Annotated in this window: 16 protein-coding genes; 13 read left to right on the top strand and 3 right to left on the bottom strand. The window is 71.3% G+C overall.

What is annotated here, in order from left to right; genetic code table 11:
- Positions 1 to 36 precede the first annotated feature (36 nt).
- From ACIOHC_RS18235 to ACIOHC_RS18215, 5 genes are all read left to right on the top strand, one after another.
- Positions 37 to 1989, top strand: a complete 1953-nt coding sequence (locus ACIOHC_RS18235) for an ABC transporter permease (RefSeq protein WP_401843195.1) — start codon at positions 37 to 39, stop codon at positions 1987 to 1989.
- A 559-nt stretch (positions 1990 to 2548) separates the two neighbouring features.
- Positions 2549 to 3346: a tyrosine-protein phosphatase gene (locus tag ACIOHC_RS18230; protein WP_351073994.1), complete on the top strand. Its 798-nt coding sequence runs from the start codon at positions 2549 to 2551 to the stop codon at positions 3344 to 3346.
- 165 nt (positions 3347 to 3511) lie between these two features.
- Positions 3512 to 4450 (top strand): hypothetical protein, encoded by a 939-nt coding sequence (locus ACIOHC_RS18225; RefSeq protein WP_401843193.1) that lies wholly within the window; start codon positions 3512 to 3514, stop codon positions 4448 to 4450.
- A gap of 143 nt (positions 4451 to 4593) precedes the next feature.
- Positions 4594 to 4998 carry a DUF1992 domain-containing protein gene (locus tag ACIOHC_RS18220; protein ID WP_365689032.1) on the top strand — a complete coding sequence of 135 codons (405 nt, stop codon included), beginning with the start codon at positions 4594 to 4596 and terminating at the stop codon, positions 4996 to 4998.
- A 58-nt stretch (positions 4999 to 5056) separates the two neighbouring features.
- Positions 5057 to 5542 (top strand): GNAT family N-acetyltransferase, encoded by a 486-nt coding sequence (locus ACIOHC_RS18215; protein WP_401843191.1) that lies wholly within the window; start codon positions 5057 to 5059, stop codon positions 5540 to 5542.
- Between the two features lie 78 nt (positions 5543 to 5620).
- Here the strand turns inward: ACIOHC_RS18215 and ACIOHC_RS18210 are convergent, their stop codons facing one another.
- Entirely contained in the window at positions 5621 to 6001 is a 381-nt protein-coding gene (locus ACIOHC_RS18210; RefSeq protein ID WP_351073990.1) for a VOC family protein, read from the bottom strand.
- Between the two features lie 202 nt (positions 6002 to 6203).
- On the opposite strand from ACIOHC_RS18210, the gene ACIOHC_RS18205 reads away from it, so the two are divergent.
- The gene (locus ACIOHC_RS18205) at positions 6204 to 6719 is read left to right on the top strand and encodes a DUF6328 family protein (RefSeq protein ID WP_351073989.1); all 516 of its coding nucleotides are present in this window, start codon (positions 6204 to 6206) and stop codon (positions 6717 to 6719) included.
- Positions 6720 to 6740: 21 nt separating this feature from the next.
- On the opposite strand, the gene ACIOHC_RS18200 is transcribed toward ACIOHC_RS18205, so the two are convergent.
- Positions 6741 to 7568 carry a VOC family protein gene (locus ACIOHC_RS18200; RefSeq protein WP_401843190.1) on the bottom strand — a complete coding sequence of 276 codons (828 nt, stop codon included), beginning with the start codon at positions 7566 to 7568 and terminating at the stop codon, positions 6741 to 6743.
- Positions 7569 to 7687: 119 nt separating this feature from the next.
- The gene (locus ACIOHC_RS18195; RefSeq protein WP_351073987.1) at positions 7688 to 8020 is read right to left on the bottom strand and encodes a DUF6479 family protein; all 333 of its coding nucleotides are present in this window, start codon (positions 8018 to 8020) and stop codon (positions 7688 to 7690) included.
- Between the two features lie 418 nt (positions 8021 to 8438).
- On the opposite strand from ACIOHC_RS18195, the gene ACIOHC_RS18190 reads away from it, so the two are divergent.
- The 7 genes from ACIOHC_RS18190 to ACIOHC_RS18160 all read left to right on the top strand — a co-directional run bounded on the left by ACIOHC_RS18190 (position 8439) and on the right by ACIOHC_RS18160 (position 17302).
- Entirely contained in the window at positions 8439 to 8858 is a 420-nt protein-coding gene (locus tag ACIOHC_RS18190; RefSeq protein WP_351073986.1) for a hypothetical protein, read from the top strand.
- Positions 8859 to 8923: 65 nt separating this feature from the next.
- Positions 8924 to 9490: a 2Fe-2S iron-sulfur cluster-binding protein gene (locus tag ACIOHC_RS18185; RefSeq protein WP_351073985.1), complete on the top strand. Its 567-nt coding sequence runs from the start codon at positions 8924 to 8926 to the stop codon at positions 9488 to 9490.
- Complete coding sequence (locus ACIOHC_RS18180) at positions 9487 to 10473, top strand: xanthine dehydrogenase family protein subunit M (protein WP_351073984.1); 987 nt, start codon at positions 9487 to 9489, stop codon at positions 10471 to 10473. The genes ACIOHC_RS18185 and ACIOHC_RS18180 overlap by 4 nt, the downstream gene beginning before the upstream one ends.
- Before the next feature lie 39 nt (positions 10474 to 10512).
- The gene (locus tag ACIOHC_RS18175) at positions 10513 to 12612 is read left to right on the top strand and encodes a xanthine dehydrogenase family protein molybdopterin-binding subunit (RefSeq protein ID WP_401843187.1); all 2100 of its coding nucleotides are present in this window, start codon (positions 10513 to 10515) and stop codon (positions 12610 to 12612) included.
- A 173-nt stretch (positions 12613 to 12785) separates the two neighbouring features.
- A complete protein-coding gene (locus tag ACIOHC_RS18170; protein ID WP_365689037.1) occupies positions 12786 to 13295 on the top strand; it encodes an ATP-binding protein in 510 nt (169 codons plus the stop codon).
- Positions 13296 to 13480: 185 nt separating this feature from the next.
- On the top strand, positions 13481 to 14905 hold the full coding sequence (locus ACIOHC_RS18165) for an NADP-dependent succinic semialdehyde dehydrogenase (RefSeq protein WP_401843185.1): 1425 nt from the start codon (positions 13481 to 13483) through the stop codon (positions 14903 to 14905).
- Between the two features lie 9 nt (positions 14906 to 14914).
- The gene (locus ACIOHC_RS18160; RefSeq protein ID WP_351073980.1) at positions 14915 to 17302 is read left to right on the top strand and encodes a phosphoketolase family protein; all 2388 of its coding nucleotides are present in this window, start codon (positions 14915 to 14917) and stop codon (positions 17300 to 17302) included.
- Positions 17303 to 17321: the final 19 nt, after the last annotated feature.

Below are 17321 nucleotides of genomic sequence, written 5' to 3'. Positions count from 1 at the left end.
AGTCCCGCACCCACCGACCGATCCCGGGAACCTCCGATGAGAGCCCTCCGCAGCCGCGTGCCCGGCGCGCGCACCCCTGTCGCCCTGGCGCTCCCCGCGCTGCTCGCCGTGGCGTTCCTGCTGATGCCGTTGATCGGCATCCTCGCCCGTACCTCCTGGACCGACCTGGGCGCCCATCTCACCAGCCCGGGTGTCACACAGGCGCTCAGGCTGTCCCTGCTCGTCTCGTTCTGGGCCCTGGGCCTCTCGCTCCTGCTGGGCGTTCCCCTGGCCTGGCTGCTGGCCCGGGTCGACTTCCCCGGCAAGGCGATCGTGCGGTCGCTGGTCCTCCTGCCGATGGTGCTGCCGCCCACCGTCGGAGGCGTGGCGCTCCTCCTCGGCTTCGGCCGCCGGGGCCTGCTCGGCCCCTGGCTGGAGGACACCTTCGGGATCACGCTGCCGTTCCACACCTCGGGCGCGGTGGTCGCGGCGACCTTCGTCGCGATGCCGTTCCTGGTGATCAGTCTCGAAGGGGCGCTGGCCGGGCTGCGCCCCTCCTACGAGGAGACCGCGGCCTCCCTGGGGGCCTCACCGGCCCGTGTGTTCTTCACCGTGACCCTTCCGATGGTCGCCCCCGGCCTCGCCGCCGGGGCCGCACTCACCTGGGCGCGGGCGCTCGGCGAGTTCGGCGCGACCATCACCTTCGCGGGCAACCTGCCGGGCACCACCCAGACGCTGCCCCTCCAGGTCTACCTGCTGCTCCAGGACTCCCCGGAGGCCGCCACCTCCGTCTCGCTCCTGCTGCTCGCCATCGCCATGGCCGTACTCGTCGGGCTGCGCGGACGCTGGACCGGGACCCCGCGCGACCGCTCGCGCGCCGCCGAACCCGCCGCGGACGGCGCGGACGACACGGACGGAGCGCGCACGCCGGCCGCCCGGCCGGGTCACGCAACGCCCCCGGTCCCGCAGCAACGCCGCTCGCTGCACGCCGAGGTCACCGGCTTCAACCGACTGACTCTCGACGCGGCACCCGGCACCACGATCGCCGTCGTCGGACCCAATGGCGCGGGCAAGACGACCCTGCTGCGCGCCCTCCTCGGCCTCACCCCGCGCGCCCGCGCCCGGCTGCGCCTCGGTGACACCGATGTCACCGCGCTGCCCCCGCACCGTCGTCAGGTCGCCTGGGTGCCGCAGAACGGCGCGCTCTTCCCGCATCTGAGCGCACTGACGAACACGGCGTACGGACTGCGGGCGCACGGCGTCCCCCGGACCGAGGCCCGCCGCGAGGCGCGGCAGTGGCTGGACCGGCTGGGCGTCGGTCATCTCGCCCACCGCAGGCCGGCCCAGCTCTCCGGCGGCCAGGCCCAGCGCGTGGCCCTGGCCCGTGCGCTCGCCGCCCGCCCCTGGCTGCTGCTGCTCGACGAGCCGCTCGCCGCCCTCGACCAGACCACCCGGGCCCATGTCCGGCACACCCTGCGTACCCATCTCGCCGGGTTCGGCGGCGTCTGTCTGATCGTCACCCACGACCCCGTCGAAGCGGTGTCCCTGGCCGACCGGGTCCTGGTGCTCGACGAGGGCCGCACCCTTCAGGACGCCGCGCCGGCCGAGGTGACCCGGCATCCGCGCTCGCCCTGGGTCGCCCGGATGCTCGGTCGCAACGCCTGGCCCGGCACCGCCGCCCCCGACGGCACCCTCAACCTCGTCGGCGGCGGCCGGCTGGTCGTCGCGGACTCCCTCGCCGAAGGGACGGCCGCCCTCGCGATCATCGCGCCGGAGGCGGTCTCCGTGCACCACGACAGGCCCGGCGGAAGCCCCCGCAACGTGTGGCCGGGCACGGTCCGTGAGCTCACCGCCGTGGGCAGCCGACTCCGGGTGGTGATCGTCTCGGACGAGGTCCCGGACCTCGTCGCCGAGATCACCCCCGAGGCGGCGACCGAGCTGGGGCTCGGTGAGGGGACGGCCGTCTGGACCAGCGTGAAGGCGACCGAGGCCATCGTCGTCGCTCTGTGAGTCGATCGACCGTGCGTCCGACGGTGCTCAGCACCGGGCGGCGCCGAAGGGCCGGTGTCATGCCTCTGGCGGTCCATCCGCGAGGGAAGGGCGTACCCGTGGCCGGGGTGAGCGCGGAGCATGTCGGCATCGCCCCCGGGCGGCCGGTCCACTGGTCCCCCCGCGCGGGCGTACGTCGAGGCGCTCGTCCCCAAGGAGGTGCGGATCCTTTCGAAGGACTCCGACGGACCGCCCCGATCGAACCGCGATGAGGAATCGGATGGCTGGAAATCCAACAGCCTTCGGAGCCATTGCGCACACACCATCGGTCCTCGTCGAGCACGACGTCCGGGAACGCGGCACGTCGAATGCATCGTGTTCCCGACCTGGTGTTCCTCCGCCCCGGTGATTTCGGCCTGGGGGGAGTGGTGGCGATTTCATTTTCTTCCCCATCTGCCGCGGGGTCCCCGATCGGCGCCCGTGCGGCGTTTTACTTTGTCGAATTCCTGACCGCGTGCGACGTTTGATCGGGCCAGATCTGGTCAATTCGCCTACGCGTCGGGAAAAGGGGAATTTCATCGTGCAGACCGCCAGAGCAGTCCCGGCATCCACCGTCGTCAATCTGCGGGATCTGGGCGGCATCGCCCTGGAGGTCGGACGTCGGGTCAGACCGGGCGCGGTACTGCGCTCCGGTCAGCTCAGCGGGCTGGACGCGGCGCAGGACAGGGCGGTGGCCGCGCTCGGCATCCGCACCGTCGTCGATCTGCGGACCGCCGACGAGCGCGCGGCCGCACCCGACCGGCTGCCTCCGGGTGCCCGGCTCTTCGTCGCCGACGTGCTCGGCGACAACCCGGGTGTGGCCCCTGCCAGGCTGCGCGCGCTGCTGGCCGATCCGGTGGCGGCGGAGCAGTTGCTGGGGAGCGGGAAGGCGGAGGAACTGTTCGCCGGGACCTACCGGCAGATGGTGCTCTCACCGGCGGCCGCCGCCGCGTACCGGGCCTTCGTCGAGACGGTCGCCGACGACCGTGCCCGCCCGGTGCTGTTCCACTGCACGACCGGCAAGGACCGTACCGGCTGGGCCACCGCGCTGCTCCTGATGCTGCTCGGTGCGTCACGGGACGTGGCGCGGTCCGAGTTCCTCGCCGTGAATCCGGTCGTACGGGTCGCCTACGCGCCGTACGTACAGGACTTTCTCGACGCGGGCGGCGATCCGGAGATCGCGTCCGCGATCATCGAGGTCCGTCCCCGCTATCTCGACATGGCGCTCGACGCCATGGACGAGAGGTGGGGCGGCCTCGACGGGTATGTGCGCGACGGTCTGAGGGTCCCGCAGGCCGTTGTGGAACGCCTGCGCAGCGGGCTCGTGGTGCCGGCCTGAGCCGAACGCCGGGATTCCGGTCCCTGGCCGGTGTTCTCGACGGGTTCTTCGCGGGAGCGGTGAGTGGTGGCCTGACGTACTCCTGGGTTGACTTATACCCCCAGGGGGTATGTTGGAGTCCATCGGGGGGCGCTGCCTCCCGTGGACCCGCTGGAGGACACCGTCATGAACAACGCACTGAGGATCACCGCCTTCGCCGCCGCGCTCGCCGCGACCTTCGGGACCGCGTACGGCGTGGGCCGGGGCCTCGACCCGCTGGTCGCGGCGGAGGACCGCCCCGCGCAGCGGCACGCCGGGCACGGTGCGGGGGAGGAGGGTGGGGGGAGGATGGGCCCGGGCCATGTGGCCGGCGGGCTGCAGATATCCGACGGCGGCTACACGCTGGCCCTCGAAACGCCCACGATACGAGCCGGGGCCCGGACCGAGATCCGGTTCGTGATCACGGACGACAACGGCCGCACGGTCACCGACTACCGGCGCGAGCACGGCAAGGAACTGCACTTCATCCTTGCTTCGAGCGACCTCACCGAATTCCGGCACCTGCATCCGGTCCGGGCGGCCGACGGAACCTGGGCGACCCCCGTCGACCTGCCCGAGGCCGGTGGTTACCGGGCGTTCGCCGACTTCACCCCTGCCGCCGAAGGTGCCGAGAACCTCACGCTCGGAGCGGACTTGGCCGTCTCCGGCATGTACCGCCCCGCGGCGCCGCCGGCCCCGCGCGCCACCGCCGAGGTGGACGGCTACCGTGTCGCACTCGACGGCGAACTCCGTGCCGGCCGGGGCGGTGAACTGAAGCTGACCGTCAGCCGGAACGGCCGGCCCGTCACCGATCTGCAGCCCTATCTCGGGGCGTACGGGCATCTGGTCGCCCTGCGCTCGGGTGACCTGGCCTATCTTCACGTCCATCCGAACGAGGGCGCCCCCGGCCCCGCGGTGTCCTTCGAGGCGACGGCACCCAGCGCGGGTACGTACCGGCTCTTCCTCGACTTCCGGCACGAAGGGAAGGTGCGCACCGCGGCGTTCACCGTGCGCGTGGCGCCGGAGAAGGGTGCCGCCGAGCCCCAGGAGAGCGGAACCGAAAAGTCCGGAGCGCACGCGCACTGAAACGGCTAGGCGAGTGCCCCGGACCTCCGAAGCGACGCCACGCAGGCGCCCGTTGTGGAGCGACGGTCGCAGTGCGGCGGGCGCTCCGTCGGCCCTGGGTATGGTGAAGGTGCCGGATTGCGCATCTCCGAGAGGGGCGTACGTTGACCGAACGCAAGCCTGCGGGTGTCAGCTTCGAATCATGGGTGGACAAACAGATCCGCGAGTCCGAGCAGCGCGGCGAATTCTCGCAGTTGCCGGGTTTCGGCAAACCGCTCGACGGTCTCGACGCCCCCTATGACGAGACCTGGTGGATCAAGCGGAAGATGCAGCGGGAGGGGGTGTCCGTGCTCCCGCCGACCCTGGCGCTGCGCAAAGAGGCGGAGGACGTGGCCGAAGCCGTGTCCGGGGCGCGGACGGAGGCGGAGGTGCGGCGCATGCTGACCGAGGTCAACGAGAAGATCCGGGCAGCCGTCAGGCGGCCGCCGCCTGGGCCGCTGCTGAACCTCCGGCCGTTCGACATCGAAGCAGTCGTCGAGGAGTGGCGCGCCACGCACCGTCCGTCGTAGCCCGGGGCCGCGGATCGGGGAACGAGCGCTCCGAAGACGGATGCGTAATACTCCCTGCATGACATCGAGCATTACGCAGGGTGGGGCGCGCCGCGAGGCCACAAGAATCAGACGGGCGACCGCGGGGGACGCCAAGCGACTCACCCGGCTGGTCAGGACCTCCCGTGCCTATGAGGGGCCCTACGCCGCCATGGTCGCCGGGTATCGGGTGGGACCCGACTACATCGAGACCCATCGGGTCTTCGCGGCCGTCGAGGACGGCACGGACCGACTCCTCGGGTTCTACTCATTGGTCCTCGCCCCGCCGGAGCTCGACCTCATGTTCGTCGCCGACGCGGCGCAGGGACTCGGCATCGGGCGGCTGCTCATCGGGCACCTGCGCGACGAGGCGCGGCGCACCGGTCTGACCGATGTCCGGATCGTGTCGCATCCACCCGCCGAGGGCTTCTACCGGAGCGTCGGTGCCCGGCGCACCGGCACCCTTGCGGCCAGCCCTCCGGCCGTGATGTGGGACCGGCCCGAACTGGTGCTGCCGATCGTCTGATCCGGCCCGAAAGGGCCCGGCCGGGCCCGCGTACGGATCCCGGCCGGGCCCCCTGTCCCCGAACGCCGCGCTACAGGGTCACTCCCCGTACGGACGCGTGATGATCTCCATGCCGTGACCGACGGGATCGGAGAAGTACACGCCTCGGCCGCCGTGGTTGTGGTTGATCTCGCCCGGATGCTTCTGATGCGGATCCGCGTAGTACGTGATCCCGAGTTCCTTGATGCGGGCGTACGCGGTGTCGAACTCCGGCTCCGAGACGAGGAAGGCGTAGTGCTGCCTGGCGATCGACGCTTCGGGAATGGTCGCGAAGTCCAGGGTCACCCCGTTCGCGGTGGCGACCGGTATGAACGGGCCCCATTCCGCGCCGACTTCCAGGCCCAGTATGTCTGCCAGGAACTCGGCGGACTCCCTGTTGTCCCGGGCGTGAATGATGGTGTGATTCAACTCGACTGACACTGTGGAATGCCTCCAACGGGCATCTCACGGACACCTCCACGCCTCACCCGGCCGGTGACCGACGCGCGATGCCGTACTCAAAATCCTAGGCGGGGCCGTGCCGGTCGTCGAGACCCCGGCGGGTGTCCGCCCCGAGGCCTACGGTGGGGGCAGGGGGCAGAGGGAAGGTGGAGTACTCCCCGTATCGGGACGGAGGCATACGGTGACCTCGGCAGATCACCTCCCCGGCGGCGGGCGCCGCGACCCGGGCCGGCACGAGACGTCCGAGGAGCGGGCGGACCGGCAGTGGGCCGAACTGCTCCAGGAGCTGAGGGTCGCCCAGACGGGCGTCCAGATCCTGTTCGGCTTCCTGCTCGCGGTCGTCTTCCAGCCGCGATTCGCCGAGCTGTCGGCCGCCGACCGGACCATCTACGTGATCACCGTGATGCTGGGTTCCGCCACCGCCGCCGCCCTGATCGGACCCGTGTCCTACCACCGTCTGCTCACCGGACGACGGCTCAAGCCGCAGACGGTCGCCTGGGCCTCACGGCTGACCCTGCTCGGGCTGGTCCTGCTGTTCTGCACCATGTGCTCCGCGCTGCTGCTCATCCTGCGGGTGGCCCTGCACAACTCCCTCGCCCTGTGGCTGGTCGGCGCCATGGCGCTCTGGTTCCTGGTCTGCTGGTTGGTGTTCCCGGCGCGAGCGATGGCCCGCTCCTCGCGCGAACGCCGGAATTGACCGCCGCACGGGGCGGTCCGTTCAGCCGGACCCGCTCACGACGGGGCCCCGGACGTCCGTGACCGTGAACAGCCCGCCGTCCGGGTCCAGCAGGGTCGCCTCGCCGCCCTGCCCCAGCGCACTCTGTTCGACCAGGCAGCCGCCGTTGCGCCGCGCCGCCTCGACCGTGGCCGCCAGGTCCGTGACGGGGAAATAGACCTGCCAGTGCGGGCGGACCAGTGGATCCGGTGCGGCCTCCACCGCGCCGGAGCTGATCCGGGCGAGCTGCCGCCCGTCGCAGTCGACGATGACCTCGTCCGTCTCGTACGACACCTCGCAGGAACCCGGACGTCCGCTCGCCCAGTCGAGCACCCCGCCGTAGAAGATCGCGGCATCGAAGGCGTTCCTGGTGTGCAGCCGCAGCCAGGCGTGCGAGCGGCCGTCCGGTGCGGGCGGCGAGGTCGACGGCTCGGTCCGTTCCCAGATGCCGAACACCGCGCCGTCGCGGTCCGAGGCCAGCGCGCCGCGCCCCTTGCCGAACGCCAGCGGCCCCACCGCGACCGTCCCGCTGCGCTCACGGATGCGCGAGGCGGCCGCGTCCGCGTCGGGAACCGCGAAATAGGGGGTCCAGGCAACGGCCACCCGGTACGCCGCCGCCACCGCACCGATGCCGGCGACCGGTACGTCGCCGCGGCGGGCGACGGAGAACTCCTGCCCCAGCCTGCCCGGCCGGAAGGACCAGCCCAGCACGGCGGCGTAGAACGCCTGCGCCGATTCGAGGTCGCGAGTCATGAGATTGACCCAGCAGGGCGCTGCGGACCCGGTCAGCGGGGCCGGCATCGACACCGCTCCAGGATGGCTTCCGGTCATGGTCCTACTGCCTTCATCGGTTCTGCGGCCCGCGTGTGCCGACGGCCGTCGGCCCTCACCAGCCTCTCCGCGGGCGGTCGCTCCCGCAACACGCGGCAGACGTCCGGGCCTCCGACAGATCAGTCGCGCTGCTCGTCGCTGTCGCGATGGATGGTCTCGCTCCCGTGGTCGCCGAGCTCGTAGGGGGACAGGCCGCGTCCGTCGGGCGGGAAGCTGTCGTCGCCGTGGACATCGCGCTGCTCGATGTGGCTGCGGTGGTCCGGCCGCGGCGGCTGCTCATCGGGCCGGGGTGGAGGCAGTTCCTGGTCGCGACGCCGCCTGCCCAGCCACACGGCACCGATCAGCATGGCCACCAGCGCCACTCCGACAATGCCCATCACCGCCCCGGTCGCGCCCCGCCCGTCGGCGAGGTCGAGGGCCAGCGAACCGAGGTCTCCGTTCGATACGTCCATGCCTCCCGGATACCCCGGGGCGGAGGCATCACTCGGTATGGGGCAGGAATTCATATTTTAAGTGGATATGACGCTAAAAGTGTTTTGGGCACGCAAGGGCGGCCGGTGCCGGCCAACCGGCTCGGGCTCCCGGCCCTTTGCCGGTGGATGTCCTCGTGTCGCCGTCGACCGGCCGTGGGGCGAGCCTGGAGATGATCCTCGAATCGCCGGAGAGAGGCCGGGGGAGTGCCGAATCCGCTCGGTCGACGGCCGGTCCACCGGCATTCGGCCTGCGGTGTCCGCCTGAACGCGGGGCGTGCCGCGATGCACGCGCTTTCGGGACCCACGTGGCGGACATCGCCGCCGCGAGGGCCCGGTCCGCATCCGCGGTTCCCCCGGTGCGGGGATCGTCACATCATGCCGAGCGGAAGGAGCCGCCGTGAACAGCACCAAGGAGAGGCAGTCGGAGCAGGCCCTGCACGGTCAGGAGGTCACGGTCGTCATCAGCGGGTGCGACACGGGCGACGCGCGGATGGTCTTCGACGCACTGAGGGCCGCATTCACCACCGACCGGGCATCGGTCGACGTACCGAGGAAACTCGCGGAGAGGCGCCCCACCGCATGGGTGGCGACCGTCGATGTCAGCGAGGAGCGAGTGGTCTCGGGGCCGGTCTCGCTCGGTGCGCCCGTATCGGTCGACGTGCAGGGCGGCTACTGGGCCGTCGAACGGCTCCGCAGGAGCCTGGCCCACGCCTTCGACGTACGGGTCGTCGGGACGGTCTCCGGAGACCAGGAGGAGGAGGTGCGGCTGCGCCTGCGGAGCCGGTCGGCGGACCACGGCCCGGCGACGGAGCAATGAAGTGGGAAGCGGCGATCCGCCTGATAGAAAACGGACAAAAGGTCACCTCTGAAAGGTGCGAGTGAGTGGATCCCTCACACGGGCGGGACGACGGCGCGCGACCGCCGGGAGCGACCGCCGACCGTTCCACCCTGACCCTGAACATCAACGGAACCGAGCGGACCCTGACGCTCGATCACCGCACCACGGTCCTGGACGCTCTGCGCGAGCACCTGGACCTCACCGGTGCGAAGAAGGGCTGCGACCACGGACAGTGCGGGGCGTGCACCGTCATCGTCGACGGGCGGCGCGCCAACAGCTGCCTGCTGCTCGCCGTGGCCCACGACGGCGCCCGCGTCACCACCGTCGAGGGCCTCGCCGACGGCGACCGTCTCCACCCCCTCCAGGAAGCCTTCCTGGACCGCGACGCCCTGCAGTGCGGCTACTGCACACCCGGTCAGATCTGCTCGGCCGTCGGCCTGCTCGGTGAGGCGGCGGACGGCTTCCCTTCCCACGTCACCGCACCTGCCACCACCGTTTCCGCCCCCGCGTCGCTCGACGCCGCCGAGATCCGCGAGCGGATGAGCGGCAACCTCTGCCGCTGCGGTGCCTACCCCCGCATCGTCGAGGCGATCGAGGACGTGGCGCCGTGAAACCCTTCGCCTATCTCCGCGCCCGGTCCACCACCGAAGCGGTCCGTGAAGGCTCCGCCCACCCCGGCGCCGCGTTCCTCGGCGGCGGCACCAACCTCGTCGACCTGATGAAGCTCGGCGTCGAGACACCCGCCCTGCTCGTCGACATCAGCCGACTGCCCCTGGACCGGGTGACCGAGGCCGCCGACGGCGGCCTGCGCATCGGTGCCACCGTACGCAACAGCGACCTGGCCGCCCATCCCGCGGTACGCACCCGCTACCCCGCCCTGTCGCAGGCACTGCTGTCGGGCGCCTCCGGGCAGCTCCGCAACACTGCCACGACCGGCGGCAACCTGCTGCAGCGCACCCGCTGCCCCTACTTCCAGGACACCGCGAAACCGTGCAACAAGCGGGTGCCCGGCAGCGGGTGCCCCGCACGTGAAGGCGCCCACCGGGATCTCGCGGTGCTCGGTCACTCCGAGCACTGCGTCGCCACCCACCCGTCCGACATGGCCGTCGCCCTGTCCGCCCTGGAGGCCACCTTCCAGTTGCGCGGACCGGACGGCGAACGGACCGTACCCGCCACCGAATTCCACCGACTGCCGGGCGACACCCCCCAGCAGGACACCGAGATCCGGGCCGGTGAGCTCCTCACCGAAGTGGTCCTGCCGCCGCTACCGGACGGCGCCGGCTCCCTCTACCGCAAGGCCCGCGACCGTGCCTCGTTCGCCTTCGCCCTCGCCTCCGTCGCCGCGGTGCTCAGCATCCGCGACGGCCGGATCGAGCACGCGGCGCTGGCCTTCGGCGGACTCGCCCACCGGCCCTGGCGCGCACACGCCGCCGAGGACGTGCTGCGGGGCGCACCGGCCACCGACGAGACCTTCGCACGGGCCGTGGACGCCGAACTCGCCGCGGCCCGGCCGCTGCGCGACAACGCCTTCAAGGTGGGCCTCGCCCGCAGTCTGGCCGTCACCGCACTGGCCGAACTCGCCGCCCACAGCTGAGCAACCGCAGACACGACCCGCAGACGTGAGGACCCCGTCATGAGCCAGGCCCCTCCACCACTGGGCACCCCCGTCGTCCGCCGCGAGGGCCGGGACAAGGTCACGGGCACCGCCCGCTACGCCGCCGAACACACCCCTGAGGGCTGTCTGTACGGCTGGCCCGTCCCCGCCACGATCGCCTGCGGTCGCGTCGGCGCCATCCACACCGACGCGGCACTGGCCCTGCCGGGGGTGCGCGCCGTGCTCAGCCATGACAACGCCCCGACGCTGAAACAGCCGGACGACCCGATCCTCGCCCTCCTCCAGGACGACCGGGTCCCGCACCGGGGCTGGCACATCGCACTCGTGGTGGCCGACACGCTCGAACACGCCCGCGCCGGGGCCGAGGCGCTGCGCATCGACTACGAGCCCGCGGCGCACGATGTCGTGCTGACCGAGGACCACCCCGGCCTCTACACACCGGAGATCGTCAACGGGGACTACCCCGCCGTCCGTGAACGCGGCGACGCCGACCGGGCCTTCGTCACGGCGCCCGTGCAGGTCGATGCCACCTACAGCGTCGGCGCCCTGCACAACCACCCCATGGAGCCGCACGCGGCGACCGCCCGGTGGACCGAGGACGGGCGACTGACCGTCCACGATTCCAGTCAGGGCTCCACCAAGGTCCGCGACAGTCTCGCCGCCGCTTTCGGACTCCGGCCGCAGCAGGTCACCGTGGTCTCCGAGCACGTCGGCGGCGGCTTCGGCTGCAAGGGCACCCCGCGCCCGCAGACCGTCCTGGCCGCCATGGCCGCGCGCCACACCGGACACCCCGTCAAGATCGCCCTGCCCCGGCGCCAGCTGGCCGCCGTGGTCGGCCACCGTGCCCCCACCCTGCAGCGCGTCCGGCTGGGCGCCGAACTCGACGGCACTCTCACCTCGGTCATCCACGAGGTCGTCACCCACACCTCCACCCTCAAGGAGTTCGTGGAGCAGGCAGCCGTACCGACCCGCGTCATGTACGGATCGGGCCACAGCCGTACCGCCCACCGGGTGACCGTCCTGGACGTGCCGAGCCCCTCCTGGATGCGCGCACCGGGCGAGGCCCCGGGCCTGTACGCGCTGGAATCCGCCATGGACGAACTCGCCGCGGCCCTCGGCATGGACCCCGTCGAACTGCGCCTGCGCAACGATCCGGTGAACGAACCGGATTCCGGCCGCGCGTTCAGCAGCCGCGGCCTGGCGGCCTGCCTGGAGGAGGGGGCGGCGCGCTTCGGCTGGTACGACCGCGATCCGCGCCCCGCGGTCCACGAGGAGGGGCCGCTGCTGCTCGGCACGGGGGTCGCCTCGGCCACCTACCCCGTGTACATCGGGGCCTCCAGCGCCTCGGCGCACGCGGCACCCGACGGCTCGTACCGCGTCCGGGTGAACGCCACCGACATCGGCACCGGCGCCGGCACCGTGCTCGCGCAGATCGCGGCCACCGTGCTGGACACCCCGGTGGAGAACGTCCGGATCGACATCGGCAGCAGTGACCTGCCCGACGCGCCACTGGCCGGAGGCTCCTCGGGCACGGCCTCCTGGGGCTGGTCCGTGCACAAGGCGGCCACCGCCCTCCTGCGGCAGCTGAGCGAGCGCACCGGCCCTCTTCCCGCCGAGGGGCTGACGGTCCTCGCGGACACCGAGGAGGAGACCTCCACGCAATCCCCTTACGCACGCCACGCGTTCGGAGCGCACTTCGCCGAAGTCGCCGTCGACTCCCGCACCGGAGAAGTGCGGGTGCGCCGGATGCTGGGTGTCTTCGCGGCCGGGCGCATCCTCAATTCCAGGACCGCGCGTTCCCAGTTCACCGGTGGAATGACCATGGGAATCGGCATGGCCCTGACCGAGGGCAGCACGATGGACCCCGTCTTCGGCGACTTCACCGAGAGCGATCTGGCCTCCTATCACGTGCCGGTCTTCGCCGACGTGCCGCAGATCGAGGTGCACTGGATCGATGAGGAGGATCCGCATCTCAACCCGATGGGCAGCAAGGGCATCGGTGAGATCGGCATCGTCGGTGCCGCGGCGGCCGTCGGCAACGCCGTCCGGCACGCCACCGGCGTCCGGCTGCGCAACCTTCCGCTCACCCCGGACACCCTGTTGCCGTACCTGCTCTGACCTGGACCGATTCGCCTGAACGGCCGGACCGTCCTGTCCTGTGTTGCGCAACCGGCTCTGCCGGGTCACTCTGTGGAGTGACCTATCAGTGACATCCGCTCACTCTTCGTGTTCGGGGGGGCGTTGGTTCAATGAGGCGAAGTCAGTGGGCCTCGATGTGAGGAGCCTCGACGATGACCGTTCAACTCGACCGGCACTATCTGGTCGAACTCCAGGTTTCGGCAGAGCGTGTTTCCCAACTGCGGCGAATAATCGCCGCGCACCTCCGCCACTGGAGTCTCGAACTCCACATCCGGCCGGTGTGCCGGGGTGTGGAGGAGCTGCTGACCAATGTCCACCGGCATGTCGGTGACGACAACAATTGCGTCGTCGAACTCCGCTGGTCCGGGCGGCATCTCACGGTCTCCGTCGCCGACAACGGCTCCGAGATGCCGCGACTGCTCAGCACCGGCGGCGGCGGCCTCAGCCGCGTGATGGCGCTGAGCGACAGCTGGGGGACCTGCCGCACCGCCGAGGGCAAGGTGGTCTGGTTCACCCGGTACGCGAAGGAGCCGCGCACCGTCGGCCTGGTGCCGTCGGCGCCGCTGCCCGGTGTGGACGAGTTCCGCCGTCACCCCGTCGCGGTCCCGGACATCGTCCCGGAGACCACGACGGCGTCCGGCGCCGCGCCCGCTCTCGTCTGAAACGGGCCCCGGGACCGGTACCGCCGGCTTCCGCACCCGCTGAACGCTTTCACCCTCCCGGCGCGGACGGCGTGCACATCGCACGCGTGGTCCGCGCCGGTCGGGTATCCGCCCGGCAGGGCCCGCGTTGCGGCACGACGCAGGGCGCGGCACGGTCGAAGTACCGAGGCAAGGAGACCACTGTCATGCCCATCGCGACGGTCAACCCCGCGAACGGCGAGACCCTCAGAACGTTCGACGCGCTGGGAGCGGCGGAGATCGAGCAGAAGCTCGCCGCCGCCGACGCCGCGTTCCGGCAGTACCGCACCACCGGATTCGGCGAACGGGCCCGGCTGCTGAAGCTGGCCGCCGGACTGCTCGACGACGACCAGCAGGACATCGCGCGCACCATGACCACCGAAATGGGCAAACCCGTCAAGGCGGCCCGCGCGGAGGCCGCCAAGTGCGCGAAGGCGATGCGCTGGTACGCGGACCACGCCGAGGAGCTCCTCGCGGACGAACATCCCGCCGATGCCGATGTGCGGGACTCCGGCGCCTCCCGGGCCTATGTCCACTACCGCCCACTGGGAGCCGTCCTCGCCGTGATGCCGTGGAACTTCCCGCTCTGGCAGGTCGTGCGGTTCGCCGCCCCGGCGCTGATGGCCGGGAACGTCGGGCTGCTCAAGCACGCGTCCAACGTCCCGCAGACGGCGATGTACCTGGAGTTCCTGTTCCGCCGGGCGGGGTTCCCGGAGGGATGCTTCCAGACGCTGCTGGTGGGATCCGGAGCGGTCGAGTCGATCCTGCGCGACCCCCGGGTCGCCGCCGCCACACTCACCGGCAGTGAGCCGGCCGGCCGCTCGGTCGCGGCGATCGCGGGCGACGAGGTGAAACACACCGTCCTGGAGCTGGGCGGCAGCGATCCGTATCTCGTCCTGCCGTCGGCGGACGTCGCCAGGGCCGCCCGCACGGCCGTGACCGCCCGGGTGCAGAACAACGGCCAGTCCTGCATCGCCGCCAAACGGTTCATCGTGCACACGGAGGTGTTCGACGAGTTCGCCGAACGATTCACCGCGGGCATGCGTGATCTGACCGTCGGCGATCCGCTGCGGGAATCCACCGACGTCGGCCCCCTCTCCAGCGAGCAGGGGCGCGCCGACCTGGAGGAACTGGTCGACGACGCCGTACGGCAGGGCGCGCACGTGCTGTGCGGCGGCGGCAGGCCCGGCGGCCTGGGCCCGGAGCTGGAGCGCGGCTGGTTCTACGCCCCCACCGTCCTCACCGGGATCACGCCCGCGATGCGCATCCACCGCGAGGAGACGTTCGGCCCCGTCGCCACGCTCTACCGGGTCGAAGGACTCGACGAAGCCGTGGCACTCGCCAACGACAGCCCCTTCGGCCTCAGCTCCAACGTATGGACCCGCGACGCCGACGAGGCCAGCCGCTGCGTGAGCGATCTGCAGGCGGGCGGAGTCTTCTTCAACGGCATGACCGCGTCCCATCCCGCGCTGCCCTTCGGCGGCGTGAAGCGCTCCGGCTACGGACGTGAACTCGCCGGGCACGGCATCCGCGAATTCTGCAACGCGACCACCGTCTGGTACGGCCCCGAGCCCGTCGGCGCCTCGTCCTAGGAGACGTACATGAGCCACGCCGCCCATCCGCCGGCGACGCCCGGCCCCTCCGACGAGGAGATCGTCGCACTAGACGCCTACTGGCGGGCCGCGAACTACCTGACCGTCGGGCAGATCTACCTCATGGCCAACCCGCTCCTGAGCGAGCCGCTCGCCCGGGAGCACATCAAGCCCCGCCTGCTCGGCCACTGGGGCACCTCGCCCGGCCTCAATCTGGTCCACACCCATCTCAACCGCGTCATCAAGGCCCGCGGTATCGACGGGCTGTGCGTCTGGGGTCCCGGACACGGCGGACCGGCGGTCCTCGCCAACTCCTGGCTGGAGGGAAGCTATTCGGAGACGTACCCCGATGTCGGCCGGGACGCCCACGGGATGGGGCTGCTGTTCAAGCAGTTCTCCTTCCCCGGCGGGGTACCCAGTCATGTGGCGCCGGAGACCCCGGGCTCCATCCACGAGGGCGGCGAACTCGGGTACGCCCTCGCCCATGCCTACGGTGCCGCTCTCGACCACCCGGACCTGCTCGTCACCTGTGTCATCGGTGACGGCGAGGCCGAGACCGGGCCGCTCGCCGCGTCGTGGCACTCCAACAAGTTCCTCGACCCGGTGCACGACGGAGCCGTCCTCCCGATCCTCCATCTCAACGGCTACAAGATCGCCAACCCCACGGTGCTCGCCCGTCTCCCGGAGCCGGAACTCGACGCCCTGCTGCGCGGTTACGGGCACGACCCCCTGTACGTCGGTGGCGACGACCCCCTCACCGTCCACCGCGCGATGGCCGCCGCGATGGACCGCGCCGTCGATCGCGTCCGGGAACTCCAGGCCGCGGCCCGGACCGCCGGTACCACCGAGCGCCCGCACTGGCCGATGATCGTGCTGCGCACCCCCAAGGGCTGGACCGGCCCGGCCGAGGTCGACGGCGTGCCCGTCGAAGGAACCTGGCGGGCCCACCAGGTCCCGTTGCCCGGTGTCCGGGACAGCCCCGACCATCTGCGGCAGTTGGAGGCGTGGATGCGCTCCTACCGGCCGGAGGAACTCTTCGACACGGCGGGCCGTCCCCGTCCGCGGGTGCTCGCCTGTGTGCCCGAGGGTGCGGCCCGGCTCGGCGCGAGCCCCTATGCCAACGGCGGTCTGCTCCTGCGGGATCTGCCCATCCCTCCGTTGGAGGACCACGCGGTCGAGGTCGCCAAGCCCGGGACCGTGCTGCATGAGCCGACCCGGGTGCTGGGCGGCCTGCTGGAGGCCGTCATGGCCGCCACCGCCGAGCGCCGCGACTTCCGGGTCGTGGGCCCCGACGAAACCGCCTCGAACCGGCTCGACGCCCTCTACGAGGCCACCGGCAAGGCGTGGCAGGAGCGGACCCTGCCCACCGACGAGCACCTCTCCCGCGACGGACGCGTCATGGAGGTCCTCTCCGAGCATCTGTGCCAGGGCTGGCTGGAGGGATACCTCCTCACCGGCCGACACGGTCTGTTCTCCTGCTACGAGGCGTTCGCCCATATCGTCGACTCGATGGTCAACCAGCACATCAAGTGGCTCAGGACCTCCCGCCGGCTGGCCTGGCGCCGCCCCATCGCGTCGCTCAACTACCTGCTCACCTCGCACGTCTGGCGCCAGGACCACAACGGGTTCTCCCATCAGGACCCCGGATTCGTCGACCACGTCCTCAACAAGAGCCCCGAAGTCGTCCGCGTCTATCTGCCGCCGGACGCCAACACCCTGCTCTCCATCGCCGACCATGTGCTGCGCAGCCGCGACTACGTCAACGTGGTCGTGGCCGGCAAACAGCCGAGCTTCGACTGGCTGACCCTCGACGAGGCCCGCGCGCACTGCGCCCGCGGCGTCGGTGTCTGGGGGTGGGCGGGCACGGAGGACGGCAGCCGCGACCCCGACGTGGTGCTCGCCTGCGCCGGTGACGTGCCCACGCTGGAGACGCTGGCCGCAGCCGATCTGCTCCGCAGACATCTGCCGGAACTGGCGGTGCGGGTGGTCAATGTGGTCGACATGACGCGGCTGCTGCCCCAAGGGGCGCACCCGCACGGAATGCCGGACTCCGAGTACGACGCGGTGTTCACCAGGAACTCCCCGGTGATCTTCGCGTACCACGGTTACCCGTGGCTGATCCATCGCCTGGCCTACCGGCGGGCGGGTCATGCCCATCTGCATGTGCGGGGCTACAAGGAGGAGGGCACCACCACCACGCCCTTCGACATGGTGGTCCGCAACGATCTGGACCGCTACCGACTGGTCATGGATGTCATCGACCGGGTGCCCGGCCTGGGCGTCCGTGCCGCGGCGGTGCGCCAGGCGATGGCGGATGTCCGCACCCGCCACCATGCCTGGATCCGTGAACACGGCACGGACCTGCCCGAGGTGGCCGGGTGGACCTGGAGCGGCTGACGCCGCCCCGGCCCTGACG

It is taken from the genome of Streptomyces sp. NPDC088252, from assembly GCF_044740965.1.
GTDB lineage: Bacteria > Actinomycetota > Actinomycetes > Streptomycetales > Streptomycetaceae > Streptomyces.
The sequence above is the reverse complement of the archived record's forward strand: the minus strand, read 5'-3'. Positions and strand labels throughout refer to the sequence as shown.